Here is a 25059-nt window from a genome sequence, read left to right as displayed (position 1 = left end):
GTCCATACTGTAAACATAAACGTTTTGAATAAAAAGGAGTGGTTTCATATGCATACCGTCTGGAAAGGAGCCATAAGCTTCGGCTTGGTTCATGTCCCTGTCAAAATGTTCTCAGCTACAGAAGATAAGGATATCTCCATGAGATATGTGCATAATGTGTGCGGCAGCCCTCTCGCTTATGTTAGAAAATGTCCCATATGTGACAAAGAGGTCGCCTGGGAGGAAATATCCAAAGGATATGAATACGAGAAAGGTAAGTTTGTTTTGTTTGATAAAGAGGAACTGGAACAGCTTACAGAACAAGGGAATAAGAGTATTGCTATCCTCGATTTCGTGGATTTGACGGAAATTGACCCGATTTATTTTCAAAAAACATACTATCTCGCCCCGGATCAAGCCGGTTCTAATGCATATCAGCTTCTGAAGGAAGCCATGCACCAAAGCGGCAAAATTGGCATTGCCAAAATTTCGATTCGCTCCAAGAGCAGTTTAGCTGCCATACGTGTGCTTGATGAATGCCTTGCGATCGAAACTATTTTTTATCCAGATGAAATCCGTCCTGTCTCTCAGGTTCCGAACTTGCCAGAGAATGTCCAAGTAAACGATAAAGAATTGGTGATGGCCAAGATGCTGATTGAACAGCTATCTACCCCTTTTGAACCGGGTAAATATACGGATGACTATAGAGAGAAGCTACTCAATCTGATTCAGCACAAAGTCTCTGGAGAGGAAATTAAGATCGCTCCAGCCAAGCAGGAGACCAATGTAATTGATTTAATGGCTGCGCTCCAAGCTAGTATCGAAGCCGTTCAGCCCGTTGCGACCGATCCAGGTAAGACCAAAAAGACACCTGCAAAGCGAAAAGCAAGTAGTGAAGCTACTTCTGCAAAAACAGCGAATGAGGAAGTGCCCGCCGCAGAAGGACCGAAGCCTAAACGACGCAAAACTGCGAAGAAGAACGAGACCGTCTCTTGAACCCTCTTAAGCCTGTCGTTCCCTTTGAACCGATCATGGCTGATCAGCTACCTTCTGGGGAGGAGTGGATCGCGCAGATCAAATGGGACGGCGTCCGGATGCTCGTATACTATGATGGCGTGAATCAGACTCGGCTGATCAACCGCAAGGGTAATGAACGTACTCAGCAGTACCCTGAGCTACTGGATGTCCACTCTTATTGCAATGCGAATTCAGTTATTTTGGATGGAGAGGTCATTGCGCTAGTAGAGGGCAGCCCTTCGTTCCATCAAGTGATGAAACGCGATAGTCTGAGATCAGATATGCAAATTCGTGCCCGGGTTCAGCAAATTCCTATCGTGTACATGATATTTGATGTGCTTTTCTATAATGGGGAATGGGTTACGGGAAAGTCTCTGCTTGAGCGACAAGCCATCCTTCAAGCTATCATTACGCCGAATAATCATGTTCAGTTGGTACCTAATTATAACGATTTGTCGCTCCTATATGAGGTGGCGCGTAAGCATCAGCTTGAGGGGATTGTATGTAAAAATATTAACAGTACGTACGCCCTAAATGGTAAGGATGGTCGGTGGATTAAACGAAAGAATATTCAAGATGTCATTGCTGTTGTGGGTGGCATTACGTACCGAGATGGGACTATTAATGCTCTCATGCTGGGATTATACGACGAACAGGGATTACTCTGGTATATCGGACATGCAGGTACGGGCAAACTTAAAGTCTCTGATTGGCAAAAGCTGACCGAACTGACCCGCAGTATGATTCAGGAGCATATGCCCTTTGTACAAATTCCGCAGCGGAGTAAAGGCTCCATATGGATTCGGCCTGAGCTTACCGTCAAAGTCCATTTCTTGGAATGGACCGCATCACGAACACTGCGCCAGCCAAGCATTCAGGCGTTTGTCGAGATACCACCTATGGAATGCCGCTTTGAATAGGTATAACGGCTAATAACTAAAGATAACATCCGTTTTCAATCATTTGTATTTGAAGGAGCAGTGCACATGCCTCGCACGATTCACGGAACGATTACCGTACAAGGTCACAGCATTCCAATTACAAATCCCGATAAACCGCTTTGGCCTGAGGTTGGAATCACCAAATCCATGTATCTGCAAAAGCTAGCTGCGCTCGCCCCCTATCTACTACAATACTGCCGTAACCGACTACTAACGACGATTCGATACCCACATGGAGAGGGCGGAACGTTCTTTTATCAGAAAAATGCCCCCCAGCCACTCCCACCCTATGTCAGTACAAGCGAGCATGAGGGAATTCACTATGTATTGCTAAATGGTCTACCAGAGCTTCTTTGGCTTGGTAATTTGGCTGCGCTGGAATTTCATCCTTCACTACATTATGCGGGAAGCAGCCTTCCTTGTGAATGGATGATTGATCTGGATCCGTCCATGGAGGTTGAACCGCGCATTATGGAGGCCGCCTTCATTGTGGGTCAAGTGCTTAAATCACTCGGACTTGAATCTGTACCTAAAACATCTGGAGCTACCGGCGTGCAAATTATTGTTCCTATTCATAAAGGGATTACGTTTGATGACTTACAGAGAGTAGGTCAGTTCGTAGGTCAATATGTAACCGAAACACGCGCAGACCTATTCACTCTCGAACGACTTAAGAAAAATCGCGGTGATAAAATATATTTTGACTATCTACAGCACGGCGAGGGAAAGACATTATCTGCTCCCTACACCCCTCGCGCTAGACCGCTTGCGACGGTATCGACTCCACTGACCTGGGCTGAGGTTGAACAAGGAGTGTCTGTCACCGATTATCATTTACTCAACATTGTAGAACGCCTGAGCCAGCTTGGAGATTTAATTGCTAGCGTACCTCCACAGCCGATTGAGCAGGTTATCCAGCATTTAAACGCAAGCAAGCCCGGAAGATAAATCTTCCGGGCTTGCTTCACGTTATCTATCCGAATACTAGTGTATATCTCGCTTCTTGAAGCGCCCGCCCTTAACGTCATGGATATTACCAACTGCCAGAAATGCTTCAGGGTCCCAATCTTGAACTATGGACTTGAGCTTGGCTTCCTCTAGACGAGTAATGACGACAAAGATGACCTTCTTACTGTCACCCGAATATGCGCCTTCCCCTTCCAGATAAGTTACACCACGTCCAAGGCGTGAAGTGAGTGCATCACCGATGTTTTTGTATTGATCACTAATGATCCATACGGATTTGGACTGGTCTATCCCTTCGTTGGTGATATCAATCACTTTAAATGCAATAAAATAGGCGATAAGTGAATACATAGCGTGATTCCATCCGAAAACAAAACCTGCACTACTAAGAATAAATACATTGATAAACATGACGATTTCCCCAACGGAGAATGGTAATTTTTTGTTGAACAGAATAGCTACAATTTCGCTACCATCTGTCGAACCTCCGGCACGTATAACGAGGCCAACCCCTGCGCCTAGAATAACCCCGCCGAATACGGCTGCAAGTAAAGGATCAAAGGTAATCGGTTTAACCGATGCTAGTAATGCTGTACCTATAGACATAACTAGAACTGCATACAAAGTAGAAAAGGCAAACGTTTTACCTATTTGTTTATATCCTACGAAAAGAAAAGGAATGTTTAATACCGTGAGGAAAATACCAAGTGGCATGTGAAGTAGACGAGATAACATAATCGAAATACCCGTGATTCCACCATCTATAATATCGTTGTTTACCAGGAAGATTTCAAGTGCTACGGCTACGAGTATGGCCCCTATAGTGAGAGACAAAACACGTAGTAAAAGCCTTGCTTTACTAGGCCTTGCGTTGATGTGTTGCGGTGGTTGAGGTGGTTGCGGTATTTCTGACGGCCTGTCTGCGGACAAAGTGTTAGATGTTACGTCCATCGAATTCCCCCGATTCATATCAATTTGGTGTGAATAAAGGGCATAGCATTCTATTGCGTGCTTATTCACCCACTTTATTATATCATAAATATGGCTTGGATATGAACCTAGATGGGAGATTAACTATCATGAGATCCATTTTTTTATTTCTGATAGCAGGTTTGGCAGAAATTGGTGGTGGATACCTTGTATGGCTGTGGATAAAAGACTCCAAACCTTGGGGATATGGGGCTTTGGGAAGTCTTATTCTTGTTATATACGGATTTATTCCGACCATGCAGAATTACCCCTCCTTCGGAAGGGTATACGCTGCATATGGGGGAATATTTATTGTTCTTGCCTTACTGTGGGGTTGGTTGGTAGATAAGAACGCTCCTGATATGTATGACTGGATTGGAGCTGCACTATGCTTTGCAGGTGTCTCTATCATTCTTTTTGCACCGCGTGCCTCATAATAACGGAGAAAGCATGCGGCATAACATTTCTGCTCTTTTATGTAAGAATGGTCTAGATAGAAAGGACTCCAATTGAATAGCACTACAATAACGTAGATCCTCTTCAAAATCGGAAACCAACCGGTTAATCGAGGTCTGTTCGAACAATACTGCCGTGAGCTCGAAATTAGAGAAGAAACTACGCATATCCATATTTGCCGTTCCTACAGAAGCAATCAGATCATCGACAATGATCACTTTCGCGTGAACAAATCCCCGACGATATTGATAAAATTTAACCCCAGCACGGAGCAGCTCATCTACATAAGACAGCGAAGCTAGATGTACCATTCTAGAATCTGATTTCCAAGGAATGATGATCCGTACATCAACCCCACTTACAGCCGCGGTCTTAAGCGCTTCATATATCGCTGGGTCTGGGATAAAATAAGGCGTCGTAATCCAAACCCTCCGGTCGGCAACCGAAATAGCTCCGAAACACATCTCCTGTATCGCATCCCATTCCTGGTCAGGACCACTGCTGATAATTTGAATTTGTTCTAATCCTGAACATTCATGTTCTGGGAACAAGTCCTTATCAATAATCTCCTGACCCGAAGCCAACTGCCAATCATTCAGAAATATATTTTGTAAATAATAGACGGCATCGCCTTCGATTTTCAAATGGGTATCACGCCAGTAACCCACCTTCGGGTACTGTCCCAAATAATCATCCCCTACGTTCATACCTCCCACAAAGCCTACATTGCCATCTACCACAACAATTTTACGGTGGTTTCGGTAATTAATTCGTCGATCGATTGTCGCTAATAATGGGGGCAAGAAGAAATGGACCTCGACTCCAGCATCTTTCAACTTTTTTACAAAAGAACGCTTCAAGCATAACTGCCCAAGCCATCACATATGAATCTGATCTTTAGGCCTGCTTTCGCTTTACGAATCATGACTTCTTGAAACTGAGTACCGATGATATCATTTCTAAAAATATAAAACTCGATATGAATGTGATCCTTAGCTTGTTCCATTGCCTCTAACATAGCGCCAAAGGCAGCTTCTCCATCTGTTAATACCTCACTACGATTGCACCCCGTAATGGGATTTTCCGACAGCCTATTCAATAAATTAAATAAGCGCTGTTGATGCTGAAAATCCTTTCCATGCATGTCCCTCACATTGTTAACCCGATTGGCTTGGCTTCTCAGCGTTGAGCGGATCTCACGAAATAGCTTTGAACCTCTAGTACGGACTTGCCGACGCTTCTTGTAATCCTGTGCTACAAAATAATAGACTGCGAATCCAATCAAGGGACAGCAGAACAGGATGAACATCCATGCTACAGCTTTAGAGGGATGGCGGAATTCCAGTAGCAAAATCGTTGCCATTTGAAAAATAAATATAAGTAGCGCGATAAGAACCCACAACATTGCTGAAGACCCTCCTTAACCAATTTCAATACAAAATCCGATTCATTATGACTATGTATCCATCTTTCACCAGAACAAACCTGCTTTATTCAATACATACCCTCCACAGTACAAAATAGACGCAGGTATCATTCTCCAACATTATTGACATGTTTTGAGAGTCTTTAGAATAAATAGAGTATATGAAATAGAAACAAGCTGTTCCTTGAAGAAGAATACGAAAAGAAAGGAGATGCCATGAAGAGTGCGAATGTGAATCAACGTCTGACGCTACTTGTAATGAGGGATGCTCAGCATGCCGTAAAGCAGATTCATTTGTCCAAGCATTTGTTGATGGCGATTCCCGCTGTCGCCGTCCTCTCCCTTTCCGGTCTGGTTGTCGCTATGCAAGCTCACTCCTCTCAAGTTGTGTCTCAATTGGAACAGCAAGTTTCTGTAGAGACTTTGAAAAATAGACAAGTGCAGCTAACCCTCAGCAACAGAGAGCAATCCATGGAGCGCCTACAGAATGAAATCATAAATCTATCCTCTCAAGCCAAGACCATGAAACTCAAAATGGATACCGTTGATGAGCTCGAACAACAACTTAAAGAATTTATTAACAAGCACAATACAACACGTGTTTCAGGCAAAGCTTCATCGCAGTCAATTAATGATTCCGAGCATGTAGGCGGGGAATATATTGCCGTGCATGACAGTGACATGCTAGATCTCGCTAAAGAAACGAAAGATGATTTTCAGGAAATGCGGAAGCTGCTGGACGAAATGCAGTTGAAGGTTCCCAATACCTTAGAGCAAGCTCAGGAGACACAAATTCAAATATCTGGTACACCCACAATCTGGCCTACCGTCTCTAAAGTGATGACATCCAGCTTTGGTTACCGTACTGACCCTTTTACAGGTAGAGCTGCATTTCATGCGGGTATTGATATCGCCGGCGATGAAGGTGGCCCCGTTTACGCAGCTGGTTCTGGTATCGTCGTTACAACCGAAGAAAGTGGTGCACGCGGGCGCTACATTATTATTGAACATCCAAACGGACTGCAAACATGGTATATGCATCTAAGTAGAATAGAAGTGAGTGTCGGTGATAGCGTGGACAAGGGTTCGAAGATTGCACGGCTTGGATCAACAGGGCGTAGCACAGGACCCCATCTTCATTTTCAAGTGGTTAAAGATGATAAGCCGGTTAACCCGCTACCTTATGTTAAATGACCTACACACTATAAATACCTAAGGAGGAATCCCTATGAAGCAATTCAAATCTTCAAGGCATACGCCCCAAGCGACGGATACTCTAATCGGGAAAGGTACAGTAATTGAAGGAACTCTTAGTGGTGAAAGTAATATTCGGATTGAGGGTAGTTTCATCGGTGTAATTGAAAGCCAAGGCAGCGTGATTGTGGGAGAAAGCGCACTGGCACGTTGCCATATTCATGCCAAGGAAGTCATCATTGCTGGCCAAGTTTATGGCGATATCCACGCAGATCAGAAGCTGACAATCACCTCTACGGGTCAACTGACCGGTGATGTGTTATCTGCTTCCGCTCTAATCATTGCAGAAGGCGCCATCCTGCACGGTGCCAGCCTAATGCATACTAGAGCTCGGGATACGAGTTCAGAGGAGTCGTCAGTAGTAGTTGAACCCTCTTATCTACGGCCAGAGGCAGGTTAGTCCTCTTCTCCTAGCATGTAAGTATGCCCCCTATCCTACTATTTAGTTAAAAAGCCCGCACAACATGGAGGGTCGAGTAACACACCCTCATGCTGTGCGGGCTTCATTTGCGAAGCTTTCTATCTAAGTTGCTACATCACGTTTATTGAATACAAACCACGCAATTCCCACAAAAATTAGGAAGTACACTGCAAGTACACTAATTGAGAACGGCAGCGACACGCCCCCTAGTCCGGTATTTGACGTGATAAAAACACTAAGATCCATATGACTAAATGGTAGGAAATTGGCCCATACATATTTATCAGGATCAAATAGTACTGTAAAAATTCCTTTAGTAAACATAATAAACAGTGATAATCCGATGGCTAAACCACCCGTACGGAATACTGTGGATATCATAAATGCCAAAGCAACTGTCATAAATAGGTTTACATAATTACATAGCAACGTAAGCAAAGCAAATTTGGATGCGTTATAATCAGGTGGAATGATAAAGGTTGTTTGTGAATGACTATTAAACCAAATAGCCGATGAAATATAATTTGCACTAAATAACAAGACCGTTCCGAATACGCTAAACAAAATAACAGCTATGTATTTGGATAATAGAATTTTGGAGCGGCTCCATGGACGAATGAGCAACAGTTTAATCGTTCCCCATGAGAATTCAGCTGCCACTGAATCTGAAGCTATAATCACTGAGAAAATCGTATTCAAGAAGAAGCTAAAGGTCATTGTCATCACGAAGCTTTCCCACATATTGGGCGGTGTTTCCGAACTTGTTAATGAAAACAAGAATGGAAGTCCCAAATTGATTAGAACAAGAATTCCCAGCATGACCCATGTACGAACCCTGCGATAAATCTTCATATTTTCATTGCTCACAAGATTGATAAAGCTACCCAATTTGATCACTTCCCGTCATTTCCAAGAATTGGTCTTCGAGTGATCGGGTTACCGTTTCAATACCGTATACCTTGATTCCGCTCTGAACCAACCTAGCATTTGTTACAGCAATATCTTCTTTTCCAAGTTGTAAAATGACTGTTTGGTCTCGTATGATTCCCATTCCAAGGATGTCTACCATCTGCTGCGGCTGGTCGACCTCAAAAGCCACATCCGCAGTCGTTGATTCATTGGAATTCTCATCCTTAAGCACACGTACATCAATTAAGCGCCCATTCTGAATGATAGCAACACTGTCACACATCAGTTCCATCTCGGACAGCAAATGGCTGGACACGAAAACGGTTGTTCCTTCTTCCCGGCATAACTGACGCAGATAATCGCGTAAATCACGAATGCCTTGAGGGTCCAAACCATTCGTAGGTTCGTCCAGAATAAGTAGCTTCGGCCGATGCAGAATGGCTTGCGCAACACCAAGTCGCTGTCTCATACCTAGTGAGTAGGTTCGTACTTTTTCATGAATTCGTTTAGACAATCCAACGAGCTGTACGACTTCGTGAATTCGTTCATCTGTAATTCCAGACATCATTCGAGCGAAATGTCGAAGATTCTGATACCCTGTCAGAAACTTATACATTTCAGGATTTTCAACAATTGCTCCTACATTTATAATCGCCTGTTCGAACTGATTCTTAATACTTATACCATCAATAATAACGTCGCCTTGAGTAATGGAAGTGAGACCCACCATCATTCGAATGGTCGTTGTTTTACCTGCACCATTCGGTCCAAGGAAACCAAAAACCTGACCTGGAGGAATGGAAAGTGTCACGTTCTCAACCAACGTTTTCGAAGAAACTTTCTTAGTAACGCCTTCCAGCCGAACCACAGGTTGCTGCTGCTGCATTCACTTCACTCCTTTGTTCTCATTTATCGTCCAATTGTAGCATAACTGTTATCTGGATGGCCCATATTATGGGATTTGAGTCCTTTTTTTGTATCGTTGCAACAGTTTTGACAATAACCGAGCGGAATGAACGTGCGGTAAAAACCCGTCCGGAATATATACTGTGTATCAAATACAGGCACAATCTGTTCACAAAACAGGCAGTACACAGACTCCTGATCGTTCAAATTGTTCATCTTCCTTTCAAGGACAATATCAATTAGTTATGTATAAAAATGTATCAAAAATAATATATACGTTACGTATTGTATCAATACCAGAAATCTACATCATTCATCATTCAATGTCAAGGATTTCATTGATTACTTGTCGTTTTAGCAAACACCTAAATCTATGTTCATGAATATCGTATATGAGGAACTCGCAATCTGAGAGATTTATACCACGATGCGGCTTCGGTAATCAATCATTTAAAGAAGGGATGTGTGTGGGCGAATGGCAAATTTATTTACAGATTACCGCGCCAATGTCATGGACTTTGGGGCTGTGGGTAATGGTACTGCGGATGATACAAATGCTATCCAGAAGGCGATTGATGCTTGTGCTACCGGACCTTACACCACGGTGTACTTGCCAAGGGGACGTTACAAAATCACCAAAACCCTCGTGTTACCACTACAAGTCAGGCCCAATACAAGCGGTACACAAGGAACTGGAATCAAGATGATAGGTGACGGCATGTATGATAGCGGACTAATATATACAGGAACTAATTACGCTATCTATAGCGATAAAGACATCGCTGAATCCATTCTCTTTCAGGACTTTTATATTAACCATGCCAAAGGGGGCGGGATATATCTGCCTCAGGGGGCTCATCAAATGTTTGAGCGCTTCTTCTCAAGCGCATGCGGGATTGGTAAATACGGAGTGTACATTCAAGGGATGCGGTCTCAAGAGAATAGTACCGCCGGCTATGGCTCGTATATGGTATCATTCCGTAACTGCCGATTCTGGCAGGAAACGGGCTACCTCGGTACAGGTGTCCGAATTGAAGACATTCCTCTGTGCATCACCTTTGACAACTGCTTCTTCTCACGTTCTGTACGTAATTTCTCTCATCTTGAACTCGTCAATTGTTATGGAGCGCATATTACTGCATGTGCTTTTGAACGGACTGAACAGCAGGTTCCTCCAGCAGATCCGGCGAATGGACGGACAGAAGAGATGGTTAAGAAAGAGGCTATTGCGTCTAACAATGTAATGAAAGCGCCACTCATTAAACTCGATAACTCTCACTCCGTTTCTATTCTAGAATCTCATGCTGAAGCGACTTATGAGACTTTTGTAGGGATATACAATCACTCATCCGATGTCCTGATCGACGCTGTCGCCTAGATCATTATGCCATCACGGACTACAATACGAATAAAGGTTATGTCGTCATTGTAGATCCAAATTCTACATTTTCAACAAACATTCGTGTTGGCGCACGTAACTATCGCGTGCAATCTAATCATCCAAATACTACACACGGTCCAGTATTTAAGGATCCCGTCGGCTGTGTAACGTTTGATCAATTTGAAGATAATACGCCATTTCGCGATAGCTTTTATTTAACGGAGCGCCGTTCGGTTCCTGTCATAGGGACTGCGGGCAACAACATTTTGAAGAATCCTGCCCTTTACGCTGCCTCGAGTACGGCTTCTCCACAATCTACTACACCAGACAGCAGTTTCTCCTTCATCCAACTTCCGACTTCCGGCTCTCGAATAAAGTTATCTTTAAATGGAACCAAACAAAAAATTCGCTTCCAGTTAACTGAGAATGCGGACAAATACGATTTTTACACTTTTGTACTGGTCGGAAGTAACAACTCCGGCAAATCATCTCCTATATTTATCGATTTAGGTGGGGATACCAACGATCTCACGCTCATACTACCCAGTGGAAGCGAACGTTTTACGATGAACCGGACCTTGAAGAAGCAAAGTACCACCATCCTTGACCTCGTTATCTATGAACCTGTAGATTTCAACATCTATGCCATTTATTTAATTCCGAATATCGTGAGTCAGATTCCTTACGGCTCTGATGCACAGGCTGTCTCCAAAATATTTAGCGAAGTATCTGAGACTACAGTCCTCTCGATTAAACCCTCCACTACTCTGCCACCTGCAAACAGCGATTATAGAGGTAAATTCGTAAGAATTGAGGGCGGTAACGGTCAAGAGGATAGGCTATATTTCTGCAAAAAAAATGCACAGGACTCCTATCAGTGGGTGGTCATTGGCTAATGCAATTCTTGAACGAGCATATCAAAAAGCGGTGTCCGTGTGAAATTCTCACGGCACCGCTTTTTTCTGGACATGATCCTCAAGCATCTGATGTACTCGTTTCTGTTCATCTGCCGAGACCATGTAATACCAAATTCCGTTAATCATCTCACCTTTCCCTTGTATTTCTACTTGATCAATGGATTTAATATCTGAACGATAATCCTTAATAAAGGACTTCATATCATCAAACGTAATGTCCGTGCGTACGCTATCTCCCACCTCATTTAAGACCGATTGAATATTGAGAATATTCGATACTTTCAGTGCACTTTGAATTACCTGTTTTAGAATTTCGCGTTGACGTGCATTCCGTCCCATATCCCCTCTAGGATCATCATATCGCATACGCGAGAAAGCAAGTGCTTCCGATCCATTTAGCGTTAGTTCCCCTTTAGCAAAGTTATGACCTTCATACTGAAAACCAAAGGGATTGTTCACATTAACTCCGCCTAGAGAATCTATGATCTTAGCGAAACCTTCCATATTAACCTTGACGTAATAATTAATCGGATAATCCAAGAAATGCTCAACGGTCTGAACAGACATGTTCACGCCACCAAATGCATACGCATGATTGATCTTGTCCGTTGTACCATGACCCATAATTTCTGTCCGTGTATCCCGTGGAATATTGAACATTAATATCTTTTGTTTCTCAGGATTCACGGCGAGTAGAATCATAGCATCCGAGCGTCCACGATCATGGGCACGCTGATCGACACCTAGGACAAGCACAGTAAAGGGCTCTTTATGATCCATATTCACCGCTGGCGTTGCTGTTGGTGAAGTCCGTCCGTTGCCAGCAGTGGGCGCAGGGGCTGCTCGGTTGTCCTTCTGAGAGGAGACAGGAACCACTACCGGATCCCTAGCCTCATAAATCTGATTCGCTGTTGACTTCACTGTTTCGTAAATATAAACTCCATAGCTTGCAGCGCCTAAAACGAGAACCGAAAAAGCAACTGTTGAAATGACAATCCATTTTTTCATTCGATGGCTTTGCCTCTCTTTCTGCTTCGTATCCAGCTGAATAGACTGACCAGGCTCATGCCAAGACAAGCACCCGCGGTATCCAGATAGACGTCTGCCATTTTAGGATTTCTTCCTGCTGTGAATAACTGATGGATCTCGTCCGAGCTAGCGTAGAGAACGCAGAACAGTAGCGCCAGAAAAAAGGATATACTTACGCTAAACCGCAGCCCTTTGCGCAAGAGTTGAAATAGCAGTCCTCCCAGGATTGCGTATTCCACAACATGTGCCAGCTTACGGATGAGAAACTCGATGAGCCCAGCTGCTCCCGAGTCTTTCATACTTATTTTTTCACGACCATAATAAAATTCAAAGGATGCAAAATGCTTTTCAATGGCTGTTATAGGCAAATGTTGCTGTAACCATGGCTGCAAATTCTGCCTGTTATGCGTCTGCGATGATAAGATGAAGATCAATACAGCCCAACAGGCAGCAATAATCATATATAATGTATATTTTCTTCGGCTAGACCGCTTCCTCGTTAACAATTGTCGTCACCTTCCACGTAAACTATACCAACGGCACCATCTCTGCCCATTCTACTGTTAATCGAACAGTATCTTCCTCTACAACCTCAGAACCAGACTGAACCTCAATGAGCTCCAGTGTTTCAAAGGCTCGTATACTGTGCAGGGTTCCAGCTGGAATCTTTAATACATCTCCGGATTTAACGTTCTGTAAACGGTCTTGAATAATGACTTCACCCGTCCCTGAAACAATGGTCCAGAATTCATCGCGATGAAAATGATAATGATAGCTAGAATTTTGTCCGGCATGAATTCGGATACGCTTCGTAAGAATTTCCCGTCCTCCATCTACTTTCTGATAATCCAGCACGCGATACCAGCCCCATCTACGTTCCTCATACATTGGGCGCTGCTCTATATTCTGAATAAGTTCTTTAAGCCTTGGACTAGATGCCTTATCAGACACGAGGATACCATCTGGACTTGCCGCCACTACGATATCAGGTAATCCCAATACGACAACCGGAATATCTAATTCATTGATCAAGTGAGTTCCATAGGAATCCTCACTGATCATTCCATTTCCTGTGATATGACCCTCCATCTGCTCCGTCAGAGTGTTCCAAGTGCCTAAGTCCTTCCATTCCCCTTCATACGAAACGGTAACGACATGCTCCGCCTTCTCAATCACTTCATAGTCAAAACTAATTTGGGTAAGTTTCTTGTACTGCTTGCTAATTTCATCATATTGAATCGGAAGCCCGTGATCGATCAACAGTTGGATTACATAATTAAGCTTAAATGCGAATACCCCGCAGTTCCATATCGCGCCCTTCCGGATATATGCTTCAGCTTCTTGTTCCGATGGTTTTTCCTTGAACTGTGCCACGCGTCGAAAGGAGTCATGAGGCGAGGTTCCCTCTTCCGGTACAATGTATCCGTATTTCTCAGACGGATAGGTAGGCTTCACACCAATCAATGCAACATCCGCACCTGAATGATGCAGAACATCATCTAAGTCTTTGACCTTACTGAAAAAATTTTCATTTACAAACGGATCTACGGGTAAAACCACGACCGTCTCATTCAAATTAACTCCAACGATTGAATATAAATATACGGCAGCCAATGCAATCGCAGGAAACGTATCTCTACGCTCAGGTTCGACTACGACAGGAACGTGTGACGGCAATTGACTTCGAATCATTTCGACCTGCGCTTTGCCCGTTGTGATGAACGTAGATTTCGCAAGCCCAGCTTCCGTAATTTGTCTCCACACTCGCTGAACCATCGATTCCTTGTCCCCACTAACACCTGGCAGCACCTTAAGAAACTGCTTCGACCTTAGATCGTTAGACAGAGGCCACAGCCGTTTTCCCGATCCACCTGACAATAAAATCACTTTCATGATTGAAATCTCTCCCTTGCGCTACCCTTCAATGATTAGGAAATCGATTGAAGGAGCGTTTTATATTTATCAATCGATGTCTGCTTCGCCAGGTGTTCTTCTAGATATGCACGGCCAGCCAGTCCCATTTGTTCTAAATCTTCACGGTCCATGCGTGCCAAATCTTCGATTTTCTGAACCATATCGGCATAAAGTTGAGGTTCAGTCACGACACCACAACCGCTAGCTTCTATTAAAGAGGCCGCTTCGCTCCCCTTCTCAAGCACACCAATTACAGGTTTACCTGCGGCCATGACCCCATAGATCTTACTTGGAACCGACACGCCCTTGATTCCTTTTTGGTTCACAACTAAATGTGCATCCGCGGCATTAAGAGAATATTTAATCGTCTCCTTGGGCTGAAAAGGTAAGAACGTCACATTCTTACAACCAGCATCCAGCACATATTGCTGCATACTTTTCTTGACTCCCCCTTCTCCAATGAACACGAACTGAACCTCCGAATATTCCTTAAACTCACTTGTCGCACGTATAATATTTTCCAAGTCATAATAGAGACCTAGATTACCCGAATACATAATGATGAACTTATTCTCGAGTCCATGTTTCACCTTAAATTGCTTTACCATGGGATGATTGCTGCTGAGTGGTACAATATCCTGTTCATCCGTCCAATTGTTAATCACACTATTATCCGGTACCTTCTTACCATTAAAACGATTGACCAATGTCTCTTGCATATCCGATCCAACCGTAATGACATGATTGGATAAACGGCAGCTAAGGTTATCAACACTTCGTGCAAGTTTGAATATCCACTTCTGGCGCGTGTAACTAATGGCCTCTGCCTGTTCCGGGTTGAAGTCTTGGATGTTATATACTAGCTTGGTGCGCTTAAGAACCTTGCCGAATGCACCTATTAATCCACCCAGAATCGGAGGAGAAGAAATCGTATAAATAAGATCTACCTTATGAATTCGGACAAGCGCAACCAAAGCCATGAGAAAATACACCATAATAAACTTAAGACGGCTCAGCTTATTACCTTTGTCTACCACAGGTGTTCTAAGCCTCACGATGGTTATATCTTCTAACGTATCTTCCTCAAAGAGCTTACGCTTTGTCTTCTTATTGTCTGATGCAGCCGGGATTATCTCCGGTTGTACCGCGATCACAGTGATATCGAAATGAGTCTGGAGTGACAAGCACAGCTCCGTTAATAACTGACCCGTAGATGCATAATCCGGATAAAAGTAGTTCGCTACAAAGATTATTTTTTTCTTCTCCATTCAGTCCTCACCCATGTTTCATCAATTTTTCAGTAGTCCCAACTGCCTTCTTCTCAACTTGCTGCTTATAGAGCAAACACATCAAAGTGAGAATCATCCCATAAGACAGCGTCTTGTAGCTCACTTGGAAGAACAGCCCAATGATGACGGGCATAAAACTGGATAAGACAATCGGTAGGGTCTTGATCGACAAGCTACGTAGCAAATTTCGTGAAATCCACAGCACATACGCTAGAAAAATAACGACACCAAAGATGCCACCCTTAAGCAGAAAGAACGTCATCGCAGAATGGGTATATGATACTTCTACGAACTCTACGGCTGGATCATGGAACAAGCCACCCCACCCCATACCGAACATGAGCGAGAAAGATGATTGCGATGTCTCTTTAATGACAGCGGCAAGCTCATCCGTCTTTCCGTTCGCCCCGAAGCTCTCCTGCTTATCTATAAGCAACTGGTAAGAGCTTTCGATTTGTTGTTGCGCCAGTACACCTACTCCGAGCAAAACGATAACGAGCAGCAGCATTCTTTTAAGCGAACGACGCGAGATGATTAGAAAATAGATTGAGAAGCTAAGTGCCGCCAAGGCTAATGGAGCACGCTGAGCTACGGCCATTAGCGAGCCTAATGCGAGAAAGCCACCGACTAGCATGAACAAGCTGAATACCCAGCTGTACAACTTACTGCTTTTCCATGTATGAATAGCCATCAACGGTAGAAAAATGCCTGCAAAGATTACGCTGGGATCATAAGGAAGGTACAGGTAATTATCGAAGAAATACATTTTGCCTACATCCAGTGGTGACATGTTAGCGACATTATAAAATCGCATAGACAGAATCACACCCATGAAAGCGATAACCCATGGGAAAATCTTAAGCCAGTTATACTTCGTCCGATTCATAGCTGGAAGTAGCATCAATGGAACAAAGAGATACACGCATGGGATAATATCTCTCACGATATCTGTTACATCCCATGAATGAATCACACCTCCATTAAATAGCCCCCACCACAGCAGCATGAAAAAACCTAGATGCAGCCACATCGGCACCGTCCTATAACGTTGATACAATGTAAATCCGCCTGTCATAACGATTAGACCTGTAGGAATAGTTACGAATAGAACAAGAAGACTGCCAATGGTTGCTTCCGCTATCCCAGGCTGAGCCGGGAAAGGGGCACTGAATATGGCATAGCAAAGTAGCGCAATGATGAAGGCCATGCTTCCGAACCACTTATTATCCTGTTCTATCATGCGGATTTCTCTAACACCGGTCTGTAGCGCCATTTTATGATTCATCATCTTCAGATCCCTTCCTGAGACTTGGAGAATAATAAGCAAAGAAAGGTAATCATCATTCCGTACGTAAGCGTCTTAAAGCTCGGCTGAAAGACGAGTCCGATCGTTAAAGGAACAATCGCCGATAGTAGGTAAGGGAGCTGCTTCATCTTCATATTTTGCAACAATTTATAGGTTATCCATGACAAGTAATACAAGAAGATCAAGACACCAAGCACTCCGCCTTTAAGAAGGAAGAATGTTACTGCCGAATGGGTGAACGAAACTTCAGATTGATAGGTCGGGTCAAAGAACAACCCTCCCCATCCGATTCCAAACAGCAAGGAGTAAACCGAATCGGAAGTCTCATTCAACACTGCTCGCATCTCATTGGTCTTGCCATTGGCGCCGTAATTCTCCTGTTTGGCTACCAATAGGTCATAGGAATCAACGATTTGATCTTTAGCAAGCACACTAATTGTAATGAGTATGATTAAGAACAGAATCATTTTCTTAAGTGACTTTCGTGAACTGAGCATGAAGTAGATAAAGAAACTAAATACTGCCATTCCAAGAGGCGCTCTTTGCGCAACTGCCATCAATGAACCGAGACATAGGAATCCTCCTGTTATCATTAGCAAACTACCCATCCAACGGAAGAAACTCGTACTTTTCCACGTATGTACAGCCATGATGGGCAAGAAGATGCCAGCAAAAGAAACGGTAGGATCATACGGCAGGTATAAGAAATTATCGAAATAAGACATTTTTCCGATATCTAGAGGTGAAATGCCAACAACGAAGAAGAAACGGATCGATAGGATAACGCCCACGGCCGACAGCACCCATGGGAACACAAGCTGCCAATTCAGCCTAGAACGCTGCATCGCGGGTAGTAAAAGCAGTGGAACAAAAATATAAACACAGGGAATTAGATCCCTAACAATGTCACTTAATTGCCAATGATAGACGACTCCGCCATTGTAAAGCCCCCACCACAACAACAGAAAAAAACCAACATGTATCCATACGGGGAACAACCCATATTTCTGGTAAATCGTAAACCCACCACTCATGACCAGAATGCCTGTTGGTATATTCACAAACAACATAAACAGGGATGCGATCATAAATTCCGTTAGTCCCGGATTTGCTGGAAACGGTGCACTATAGAGGGCGTAAATGAGCAAGCCAGCGATAAACGCATAGCTGCTTAACGTTTTCTTCCCTACTGTAATGGTAGCCAGATGGGGGGAGACCGCGGCATTCACAGCCGCCTTGGAATTCATGCGCCCTCATGTACCTTTCTCAGGTCGCCTTCGAGTTCCGCTCCCAGGGCTTGTTCTGTGCGATAACGAAGCTCCTTGATTTTAATGCCGATCTGCCAGTAATAGACGCACCTCGCAAACGCATAATGGAACCCAGCCGCTCCATCTAGAAAACCCAGTTTCATCACATAAGAATGAAGAAAAGAGACAGCCCATTTCAGAGGCAGCTGATGAAATATACGCTTTTGCAGTGTTCGGATCCAGATCTGAGATTCATTCAAATTGCTCATCGCTCCATTAGAGCGAACAACTGCCTCCCAATCCGAATAACGATTATGTTTCGCGAAATAATCAAACAGTGAATCATGGTCATAGTGGACCATGCTGGACTTTAACACCCCAGTACTCCCGTCGATTTGCGGTTGGTAATGGCCTTCAACTTCCCACATATTTGATGCATTCAAATCATTATAATCAAGGAAATGACCCGCATGACGATTCAGAAGTACGAGCTTAAACATCCGGTGACCGAACTTCAGTACTTTATTCATAAAGACGAGGTCGAATCCGACAAAATAACCGTTCAGTGGTGCTCCGTTAGCGAATAGGCCTTTGATCTCGGCTGCAAGTTCAGCCGTCACTTCTTCATCCGCATCGACGTATAGCACGTAATCATTTTGAAAGGGAAGGTAGTCAAGACACCATTGCTTCTTCTTGGGATATTGACCATTCCACTGGAAATCAACAACCGTTGCACCCATAGCTTCTGATATCGACTGCGTCTGATCGGTACTACCCGAATCAACCACAAAAACTTCAGCGAAATCAACCACGGATAGTAAACATTTACGTATATTCTTTTCCTCATTTTTGGTCATGATGATGACGGATACTGGAATTTTGTTTACCATATGAAAATCGCACCTTTTTATAATATTTGGGAAGCTTGTTCTTCATCACCCGCACCCCAAAATGCAGGCTTCGAATCATCATCCGAGTTAACCACGATGTACGAAGAATATGTTGACGGATATACCACTGGTCGGTTTCCCCCCGGATATGATTCACGGACGAAATACCTCCCTGCTCAAAAATACAAACTGGGATTGGCACATATACACATACTGCGCCACTAATCATCAGCTCCGCTGTAAATCCGTAATCGGCACCAATCGGATATTCAAGTCGGTACCTTATATTGCGGATACGTGATCTTAGGTACATGATGGACTGGTGATGTGTAAACATCCCATACCATATAGTCCGGTGAGAACGCGCCTTCTTATAGAGCAACTGCTGATCGTCTGTAAGTTCAAGCGAATCGCCGTAAAGTATATCCGGCAGTTGATGCCTGATAGCCTGCTCTTCTAGCAACCTCAATACGTCTCTACTTTCGAGGGTATCTCCAGAATTCAAGAAGAGGATATACAGACCGCTGCACAGCTCGATCCCCTTATTCATTGCATCATAAAGCCCATCATCTGGCTCACTAATATAAGTAACTCTGCTATCCTGAAGACTCTTTAGAAATAAGAGTGTACCGTCATTTGACTGACCGTCTACAACGATCCACTCCCACTCCTGCAACTCTTGAATGTTCACACTCTCCCAGGTTCGCTGCAGCCCCTCAAGATTGTTCATGCATACGGTAACAATGGAAAAGGACTCTTTTTCCCGCTGCACCTCTATAACTAGCGGTGCATTATTCATTTAATACCGGCTCCCTTGGCTTTTTTTTCATTCTGAAATAGATCCGTCGCCATCCGGCCTGCGCTCCTCTCCAGAGCAATACCGGACTGAAATAGATCATAATTCCAAGTTTTTTCTTCGTTGTCATCAGCATGAGTCCGTTCTGGATAGCTAGACCCATAAGCATAACTAACGCGACTCCTGTTGAATTCGAGTATTTAGCAGCTAATATCGCTCCAACTATGGTAACAACACTTGTACACGAAGCAATTTTCAACATGGATTTCTCATTGCCAGTCAATGTCAGGATGAGTGCTGACGGACCTACGAGCAAATTAATAACCTGTCCTATACTTAGGACGATAAGAATGGACTCTGCTTGTGAATAAAAAGGACCAAATACAATGCCAAGAATGGTTTTACCAAATAAGATAAAGATCAAAACCAGCACAATTGCCGGAAGTGTAAGTAAGGTTGTCACTGATTTACCTGTCTTCTCGAGCTCCTTCAACTGGCCGGATGCATTCTTATCTGAAATAACCGTAGCCATGACAAGGTTCAATAAGACACCGAAGAAATTAATCGTGGCAATTAGCCTAACTGCTGATCCATAGATCGCTACCTGATCTGCATTTTTGAAGATGCCGAGTATCCAGAGATCCGTTGAGGTCAAGAAGAACACAGCCACGTTGGACAGCATAATTGGAAAAGAAACTCTGAATATCATAGATCTATTGACCCGCTCAACCTCCGGTACTCGGGCATTGTCATCATGCGGTAGTAGCTTCAATCTATTCCGTAGCACCAATGCACCGAGTAGACAATTAAGTAACAAGGTTAGACTGACCATGAATACGACCGTAGATAAATGCAGCTGATGTATACCCAGCAGCATGACAGTGCCTAAACATCCAATATAAAGCACATTGCTTAGTACCCCGCCGAAACAAGCTGCCAGCTTAACATGATGAAGCCCCCTAAAGGTTTCGCCAATAAGCTGTTGAATAACGCTGGCAACAATCCACATTCCAGTAAATAATGCCACTTTTCCAAGGAGCAAAGAGTCCGTAAAATGACTCAAAACAAACTGCTGAAGCACAATATACAGCAGCATTGTCACCACAGCACCAATCAGTCCAAGACGAAGTGAAATATAAACGGCCCGCTTTGCTTGTGAATACCGCTTAAGTTTCAGGTTTTCTGTGGTGAAGCGAATAATACTTTGATTCAAACCGAGAATACCGATAATATTGCCGAAGAAAGCTATGTTGAACGCAAGCATATATGTTCCAAACTCGGTCGAGTTTAGTAGCCTGGATAACAGAATATTGCTTAGTAAAGCTGAAAAGGCAAAAACAGCTCTCCCAATAAACGTCCAAATCCCGCCGCTTACCACCCGATTCCTCATCAGATTCACCATCGAACTCTTCATCATTCAGCGCTCCCTACACCGTCACACCTGATAACTCCTCATAATATCGGTGCTCCGCCTTTACCCGCTTCAAATCTTCATCCACCATCATATGGATCAATTGTTCAAAGCTTACTTCAGGTATCCAGCCCAGCTGCTGCTTTGCCTTCGAACAGTCTCCAAGTAGCAGATCAACCTCTGCGGGTCTCATAAACTGTGGGTCCATTACAATATAATCACGATAATCCAGTCCCACATGTGAGAATGCAATTTCAAGCAGATCACGAACAGAGTGCATCTCACCGGTAGAAATGACATAATCGTCAGGCTCATCCTGTTGTAGCATCAGCCACATTGCCTTGATGTAATCTCCAGCAAATCCCCAGTCCCTTAAAGCGTCAAGATTACCGATTCGAAGTTCCTTCTGTACACCGAGTTTAATGCGAGCAGCTGCATCGGTTACCTTTCGCGTCACAAACTCATGACCTCTACGCGGTGATTCGTGATTGAACAGAATCCCTGAGCAAGCGAACATATTAAAGCTTTCACGATAATTGACCGTAATCCAGTGGCCATACACTTTCGCAACACCATAAGGGCTGCGTGGATAGAAGGATGTCGTTTCTTTCTGCGGTGTTTCCTGCACTTTTCCGAACATTTCACTGCTGGATGCCTGATAATATTTAGCATCTGGCTTCATCATTCGTACTGCTTCTAGCATGTTCGTTACGCTAAGCGCGGTCATATGTCCTGTCGCAAGGGGTTGCGGCCATGAAGCAGCCACATAGGACTGAGCAGCCAAGTTGTAAACTTCATCCGGTTGTGAAATACGTACAGCTTCCATTAAGGAGGCCAAATCCGTCAAATCGCCAGATAGCCATTCAATTTGATCCTTGATCGCATGGACATTTTCATAATTCGGCGTACTTGTTCTACGACGCATGCCATATACTTTGTAACCTTTTTCAAGTAAAAATTCCGCTAAATAGGATCCGTCCTGACCTGTAACCCCAGTTATCAAGGCTTTCTTCATCGTTATCCTCCATTATTTGCTTATAGTTTGAAGCTCACTTTTGTAATCTTCATAGGTCGATTTCAACCCTTCAATAAGTGGTATACGAGCACTCCAGCCAAGTGACTTCAGCTTGGAAACATCCACCCACTTTCTCGGGGTTCCATCAGGCTTATCTGTATTAAACTTGAACTCACCTTGGTAGCCAACAACGGACTGAATAAGGGATGCCAAATCTCGAATTGAGATATCTTCCCCTGTGCCGATATTTACAATTTCATTGCCCTCATAATGCTCCATTAGAAATAAACAAGCATCGGCCAAGTCATCCGCATGTAGAAATTCTCTACGGGGCGTGCCCGTCCCCCAAATTTCAACTTGTGGCAATTGTTGCTCCTGCGCTTCATGAACCTTTCGAAGTAGCGCAGGCAACACATGGGATTTCTCTAAGTCAAAATTGTCCCCTGGTCCATAGAGATTGGTTGGCATAACAGAGATATAATTCGTACCATATTGGCGATTATAAGACTGACACATCGTAATACCGGCAATTTTAGCAACCGCATAAGCCTCGTTAGTAGCTTCTAGCTCACCTGTCATCAAATATTCTTCCTTCAATGGCTGAGGAGCGAGCTTAGGATAAATGCAAGTTGACCCGAGGAATAGTAATTTTTCCACTCCGCTCTGATATGCCGCGTCAATGATATTCGTTTGAATCAGGAGATTATCACGAATAAAATCAGCAGGATACTCATGATTTGCCACAATACCGCCCACTTTCGCGGCGGCTAGAAACACGATGTCGATGTGCTCCTCGCTAAACAACCGATCAACCTGTTGCCGATCACGTAAATCAAGCTCCTGACTAGTTCGACAGATTAGGTTCCCATAGCCCTGATTGCTCAGCGCTCGGACAATCGCGGAACCCACTAGACCACGGTGACCCGCAACATAAATTCTCGATTCCTTATTCATAACTGGTGTCTCCTTTAATTGCTGCGTCTATAATTGGTATCAATAAGCATCATTTGAACCAAGGACAACCTTGACGGTTCGCAGTAATATCCGCAGGTCATTGGTAAAAGATTGCTCGCGGATATACTTCAAATCCAGCTCCACCATTTCATGAAATCCAACATGATTTCTTCCGCTTACCTGCCACAATCCCGTACAGCCAGGAATAACCATCAGCCGCTGCATATCATAAGGGGTATAATCATTAACTTCACGAGGTAAGGGAGGTCTTGGGCCCACGAGGCTCATCTCGCCTCTCAACACATTAAGCAGTTGAGGCAGTTCATCCATACTCGTCTTCCGAATGATTCGCCCAATTCGAGTAACCCTAGGATCGTTTTTCATTTTGAACATTGCGCCATGGATTTCATTCTGATGAATTAGCTCAGCAAGTCGTTCTTCAGCATTCTGGGCCATGGAACGAAATTTGAACATTCGAAACGGTATTCCATTCTTACCAACGCGGACCTGAGCAAAAAAAATGGGTCCTCTAGGATCCTCAGCTTTAATAAATAGTGCAATAATTATAAATACTGGGGAGAGTATAAGAATACCCAACAAAGACAATACGATATCCTGAATCCGCTTGATCCATTCAAAACGGGTTCTTCCCTTATTCTGATAAACTGGAAACACTTCACTACTGAACTGGCCGACTTCCATCGTCTTTTCCAAAGGTTTCATACTCATGATAAGTCCACCTATAATACAGGCGCTTTATAGTGATTCAGCATTTGCTCCATCGCAATGAGCAGTGGCGTGCGTAGATCATCCTTCATCATTGCAAAATCTAGCGTTGTCAGGATGAATCCTAACTTCTCACCAACGTCATAACGTACGCCATCGAAATGGTAAGCAAACACATCTTCAATGGCTGCTAGTTTCCGTATTGCATCTGTCAGTTGAATTTCGCCGCCCACGCCCACTTCCATCTCATTAAGAAAATCGAAGATTTGAGGAGTAAGAATATACCGTCCCATAATAGCTAATTGTGAAGGTGCATTTTCAGCTAACGGTTTCTCTACCAAAGAATTCACCTTGTACAATCCATTCTGGTTCTCGCCAGGAGCAATAATACCGTAACGATTCACTTCATTGATTGGAACTGGCTTGACACCAATAACGGAATGGCCCGTCTGGTCATACTGTTCCATCAACTGTTGCAAGCAAGGTTTGTCCGCTTTGACAATGTCATCGCCAAGTAGAATAGCAAATGGTTCATTGCCTATGAATTTACGTGCACACCATATTGCATGTCCTAGACCCTTCGGCTCTTTTTGCCTTATATAATGAATATCTGCAAGATGCGAAGGATGCTGAACCTCTCTTAACAAATCCATTTTACGAGCTTCAAATAATTTCTGTTCTAGTTCAAAGGCATGATCAAAATGATCCTCGATTGCCCTTTTCCCCTTACCCGTTACAATAATAATGTCCTCTATTCCCGATGCAATGGCTTCCTCCACAATGTACTGGATCGTAGGCTTATCCACGATAGGAAGCATTTCCTTAGGCATAACCTTCGTAGCAGGCAGAAATCTAGTGCCAAGACCTGCTGCGGGAATAATGGCTTTTCTAACTTTTGCCATACATTTTCCTCCTGTCACAAACTCAGCTTTAATTTCAT

Annotated in this window: 24 protein-coding genes and 1 pseudogene; 8 read left to right on the top strand and 17 right to left on the bottom strand. The window is 43.7% G+C overall.

Features of this window, described 5'->3' with window-relative positions; genetic code table 11:
• Window positions 1-48 precede the first annotated feature (48 nt).
• The 3 genes from ku to ligD all read left to right on the top strand — a co-directional run bounded on the left by ku (window position 49) and on the right by ligD (window position 2885).
• The gene (ku, locus tag JCM16418_RS09745) at window positions 49-975 is read left to right on the top strand and encodes a non-homologous end joining protein Ku (protein ID WP_036648167.1); all 927 of its coding nucleotides are present in this window, start codon (window positions 49-51) and stop codon (window positions 973-975) included.
• Window positions 976-1010: 35 nt separating this feature from the next.
• Entirely contained in the window at window positions 1011-1916 is a 906-nt protein-coding gene (locus JCM16418_RS09740; RefSeq protein ID WP_172679224.1) for an ATP-dependent DNA ligase, read from the top strand.
• 66 nt (window positions 1917-1982) lie between these two features.
• Window positions 1983-2885: a non-homologous end-joining DNA ligase gene (gene ligD, locus JCM16418_RS09735; RefSeq protein ID WP_036648161.1), complete on the top strand. Its 903-nt coding sequence runs from the start codon at window positions 1983-1985 to the stop codon at window positions 2883-2885.
• A 36-nt stretch (window positions 2886-2921) separates the two neighbouring features.
• On the opposite strand, the gene JCM16418_RS09730 is transcribed toward ligD, so the two are convergent.
• The gene (locus tag JCM16418_RS09730) at window positions 2922-3833 is read right to left on the bottom strand and encodes a YitT family protein (protein WP_036648409.1); all 912 of its coding nucleotides are present in this window, start codon (window positions 3831-3833) and stop codon (window positions 2922-2924) included.
• A 149-nt stretch (window positions 3834-3982) separates the two neighbouring features.
• Between JCM16418_RS09730 and JCM16418_RS09725 the strand changes: the two genes are divergently transcribed.
• Complete coding sequence (locus tag JCM16418_RS09725) at window positions 3983-4309, top strand: YnfA family protein (RefSeq protein ID WP_373280704.1); 327 nt, start codon at window positions 3983-3985, stop codon at window positions 4307-4309.
• Here the strand turns inward: JCM16418_RS09725 and cls are convergent.
• A pseudogene (gene cls, locus JCM16418_RS09720) lies at window positions 4304-5733 on the bottom strand (cardiolipin synthase). The gene JCM16418_RS09725 and the pseudogene cls sit on opposite strands and share 6 nt — an antisense overlap.
• A gap of 237 nt (window positions 5734-5970) precedes the next feature.
• Between cls and JCM16418_RS09715 the strand changes: the two are divergent.
• Together JCM16418_RS09715 and JCM16418_RS09710 are read left to right on the top strand one after the other, a co-directional pair.
• Entirely contained in the window at window positions 5971-6948 is a 978-nt protein-coding gene (locus JCM16418_RS09715; RefSeq protein WP_036648158.1) for a M23 family metallopeptidase, read from the top strand.
• Window positions 6949-6982: 34 nt separating this feature from the next.
• Complete coding sequence (locus tag JCM16418_RS09710; RefSeq protein ID WP_036648155.1) at window positions 6983-7408, top strand: bactofilin family protein; 426 nt, start codon at window positions 6983-6985, stop codon at window positions 7406-7408.
• 123 nt (window positions 7409-7531) lie between these two features.
• Here JCM16418_RS09710 and JCM16418_RS09705 read toward each other — a convergent pair whose 3' ends face one another.
• Together JCM16418_RS09705 and JCM16418_RS09700 are read right to left on the bottom strand one after the other, a co-directional pair.
• A complete protein-coding gene (locus JCM16418_RS09705; RefSeq protein ID WP_256203048.1) occupies window positions 7532-8296 on the bottom strand; it encodes an ABC transporter permease in 765 nt (254 codons plus the stop codon).
• 13 nt (window positions 8297-8309) lie between these two features.
• Window positions 8310-9224 carry an ABC transporter ATP-binding protein gene (locus JCM16418_RS09700; protein ID WP_036648150.1) on the bottom strand — a complete coding sequence of 305 codons (915 nt, stop codon included), beginning with the start codon at window positions 9222-9224 and terminating at the stop codon, window positions 8310-8312.
• Between the two features lie 495 nt (window positions 9225-9719).
• On the opposite strand from JCM16418_RS09700, the gene JCM16418_RS25770 reads away from it, so the two are divergent.
• Together JCM16418_RS25770 and JCM16418_RS25765 are read left to right on the top strand one after the other, a co-directional pair.
• A complete protein-coding gene (locus tag JCM16418_RS25770; protein ID WP_242403769.1) occupies window positions 9720-10622 on the top strand; it encodes a glycosyl hydrolase family 28-related protein in 903 nt (300 codons plus the stop codon).
• 107 nt (window positions 10623-10729) lie between these two features.
• Window positions 10730-11521 (top strand): hypothetical protein, encoded by a 792-nt coding sequence (locus tag JCM16418_RS25765; RefSeq protein ID WP_242403768.1) that lies wholly within the window; start codon window positions 10730-10732, stop codon window positions 11519-11521.
• Between the two features lie 48 nt (window positions 11522-11569).
• Here JCM16418_RS25765 and JCM16418_RS09690 read toward each other — a convergent pair whose 3' ends face one another.
• From JCM16418_RS09690 to galU, 13 genes are all read right to left on the bottom strand, one after another.
• Window positions 11570-12550: an LCP family glycopolymer transferase gene (locus tag JCM16418_RS09690; RefSeq protein WP_036648148.1), complete on the bottom strand. Its 981-nt coding sequence runs from the start codon at window positions 12548-12550 to the stop codon at window positions 11570-11572.
• Window positions 12547-13032 (bottom strand): VanZ family protein, encoded by a 486-nt coding sequence (locus JCM16418_RS09685; RefSeq protein ID WP_052020177.1) that lies wholly within the window; start codon window positions 13030-13032, stop codon window positions 12547-12549. Before JCM16418_RS09685 ends, JCM16418_RS09690 begins: the two co-directional genes overlap by 4 nt.
• 67 nt (window positions 13033-13099) lie before the next feature.
• Window positions 13100-14464 (bottom strand): sugar phosphate nucleotidyltransferase, encoded by a 1365-nt coding sequence (locus JCM16418_RS09680; RefSeq protein WP_036648144.1) that lies wholly within the window; start codon window positions 14462-14464, stop codon window positions 13100-13102.
• A gap of 35 nt (window positions 14465-14499) precedes the next feature.
• A complete protein-coding gene (locus tag JCM16418_RS09675; RefSeq protein ID WP_036648141.1) occupies window positions 14500-15753 on the bottom strand; it encodes a glycosyltransferase family 4 protein in 1254 nt (417 codons plus the stop codon).
• A gap of 7 nt (window positions 15754-15760) precedes the next feature.
• Entirely contained in the window at window positions 15761-17062 is a 1302-nt protein-coding gene (locus tag JCM16418_RS09670; protein WP_242403767.1) for a hypothetical protein, read from the bottom strand.
• 2 nt (window positions 17063-17064) lie between these two features.
• A complete protein-coding gene (locus tag JCM16418_RS09665) occupies window positions 17065-18327 on the bottom strand; it encodes a hypothetical protein (RefSeq protein ID WP_242403766.1) in 1263 nt (420 codons plus the stop codon).
• Entirely contained in the window at window positions 18324-19217 is an 894-nt protein-coding gene (locus tag JCM16418_RS09660) for a glycosyltransferase family 2 protein (RefSeq protein WP_036648139.1), read from the bottom strand. The genes JCM16418_RS09665 and JCM16418_RS09660 overlap by 4 nt, the downstream gene beginning before the upstream one ends.
• On the bottom strand, window positions 19171-20016 hold the full coding sequence (locus JCM16418_RS09655) for a glycosyltransferase family 2 protein (protein ID WP_052020176.1): 846 nt from the start codon (window positions 20014-20016) through the stop codon (window positions 19171-19173). The genes JCM16418_RS09660 and JCM16418_RS09655 overlap by 47 nt, the downstream gene beginning before the upstream one ends.
• Window positions 20009-21430 carry a lipopolysaccharide biosynthesis protein gene (locus tag JCM16418_RS09650; protein ID WP_081765385.1) on the bottom strand — a complete coding sequence of 474 codons (1422 nt, stop codon included), beginning with the start codon at window positions 21428-21430 and terminating at the stop codon, window positions 20009-20011. Before JCM16418_RS09650 ends, JCM16418_RS09655 begins: the two co-directional genes overlap by 8 nt.
• A gap of 10 nt (window positions 21431-21440) precedes the next feature.
• Complete coding sequence (gene gmd, locus JCM16418_RS09645; protein WP_036648137.1) at window positions 21441-22439, bottom strand: GDP-mannose 4,6-dehydratase; 999 nt, start codon at window positions 22437-22439, stop codon at window positions 21441-21443.
• Between the two features lie 12 nt (window positions 22440-22451).
• Entirely contained in the window at window positions 22452-23393 is a 942-nt protein-coding gene (locus tag JCM16418_RS09640) for a GDP-L-fucose synthase family protein (protein ID WP_036648134.1), read from the bottom strand.
• Window positions 23394-23432: 39 nt separating this feature from the next.
• Window positions 23433-24122, bottom strand: coding sequence for a sugar transferase (locus JCM16418_RS09635; RefSeq protein WP_036648132.1), 690 nt, complete (start codon window positions 24120-24122; stop codon window positions 23433-23435).
• Between the two features lie 11 nt (window positions 24123-24133).
• Entirely contained in the window at window positions 24134-25021 is an 888-nt protein-coding gene (gene galU / locus JCM16418_RS09630) for a UTP--glucose-1-phosphate uridylyltransferase GalU (protein WP_036648398.1), read from the bottom strand.
• Window positions 25022-25059: the final 38 nt, after the last annotated feature.

This window comes from Paenibacillus pini JCM 16418, assembly GCF_000576305.1.
Lineage (GTDB): Bacteria > Bacillota > Bacilli > Paenibacillales > Paenibacillaceae > Paenibacillus_AQ > Paenibacillus_AQ pini.
Note: the sequence above shows the minus strand (reverse complement) of the source record. Positions and strands in the feature narration are given on the sequence as shown.

Bases quoted from the DNA above. Each gene is read 5' to 3' on its own strand.
- ku (WP_036648167.1), top strand. From the start codon at position 49: ATGCATACCGTCTGGAAAGGAGCCATAAGCTTCGGCTTGGTTCATGTC.
- JCM16418_RS09740 (WP_172679224.1), top strand. From the start codon at position 1,011: ATGGCTGATCAGCTACCTTCTGGGGAGGAGTGGATCGCGCAGATCAAA.
- ligD (WP_036648161.1), top strand. From the start codon at position 1,983: ATGCCTCGCACGATTCACGGAACGATTACCGTACAAGGTCACAGCATT.
- JCM16418_RS09725 (WP_373280704.1), top strand. From the start codon at position 3,983: ATGAGATCCATTTTTTTATTTCTGATAGCAGGTTTGGCAGAAATTGGT.
- JCM16418_RS09715 (WP_036648158.1), top strand. From the start codon at position 5,971: ATGAAGAGTGCGAATGTGAATCAACGTCTGACGCTACTTGTAATGAGG.
- JCM16418_RS09710 (WP_036648155.1), top strand. From the start codon at position 6,983: ATGAAGCAATTCAAATCTTCAAGGCATACGCCCCAAGCGACGGATACT.
- JCM16418_RS09700 (WP_036648150.1), bottom strand. From the start codon at position 9,224: ATGCAGCAGCAGCAACCTGTGGTTCGGCTGGAAGGCGTTACTAAGAAA.
- JCM16418_RS25770 (WP_242403769.1), top strand. From the start codon at position 9,720: ATGGCAAATTTATTTACAGATTACCGCGCCAATGTCATGGACTTTGGG.
- JCM16418_RS09690 (WP_036648148.1), bottom strand. From the start codon at position 12,550: ATGAAAAAATGGATTGTCATTTCAACAGTTGCTTTTTCGGTTCTCGTT.
- JCM16418_RS09685 (WP_052020177.1), bottom strand. From the start codon at position 13,032: ATGATTATTGCTGCCTGTTGGGCTGTATTGATCTTCATCTTATCATCG.
- JCM16418_RS09680 (WP_036648144.1), bottom strand. From the start codon at position 14,464: ATGAAAGTGATTTTATTGTCAGGTGGATCGGGAAAACGGCTGTGGCCT.
- JCM16418_RS09675 (WP_036648141.1), bottom strand. From the start codon at position 15,753: ATGGAGAAGAAAAAAATAATCTTTGTAGCGAACTACTTTTATCCGGAT.
- JCM16418_RS09670 (WP_242403767.1), bottom strand. From the start codon at position 17,062: ATGATGAATCATAAAATGGCGCTACAGACCGGTGTTAGAGAAATCCGC.
- JCM16418_RS09665 (WP_242403766.1), bottom strand. From the start codon at position 18,327: ATGAATTCCAAGGCGGCTGTGAATGCCGCGGTCTCCCCCCATCTGGCT.
- JCM16418_RS09660 (WP_036648139.1), bottom strand. From the start codon at position 19,217: ATGGTAAACAAAATTCCAGTATCCGTCATCATCATGACCAAAAATGAG.
- JCM16418_RS09655 (WP_052020176.1), bottom strand. From the start codon at position 20,016: ATGAATAATGCACCGCTAGTTATAGAGGTGCAGCGGGAAAAAGAGTCC.
- JCM16418_RS09650 (WP_081765385.1), bottom strand. From the start codon at position 21,430: ATGATGAAGAGTTCGATGGTGAATCTGATGAGGAATCGGGTGGTAAGC.
- gmd (WP_036648137.1), bottom strand. From the start codon at position 22,439: ATGAAGAAAGCCTTGATAACTGGGGTTACAGGTCAGGACGGATCCTAT.
- JCM16418_RS09640 (WP_036648134.1), bottom strand. From the start codon at position 23,393: ATGAATAAGGAATCGAGAATTTATGTTGCGGGTCACCGTGGTCTAGTG.
- JCM16418_RS09635 (WP_036648132.1), bottom strand. From the start codon at position 24,122: ATGAGTATGAAACCTTTGGAAAAGACGATGGAAGTCGGCCAGTTCAGT.
- galU (WP_036648398.1), bottom strand. From the start codon at position 25,021: ATGGCAAAAGTTAGAAAAGCCATTATTCCCGCAGCAGGTCTTGGCACT.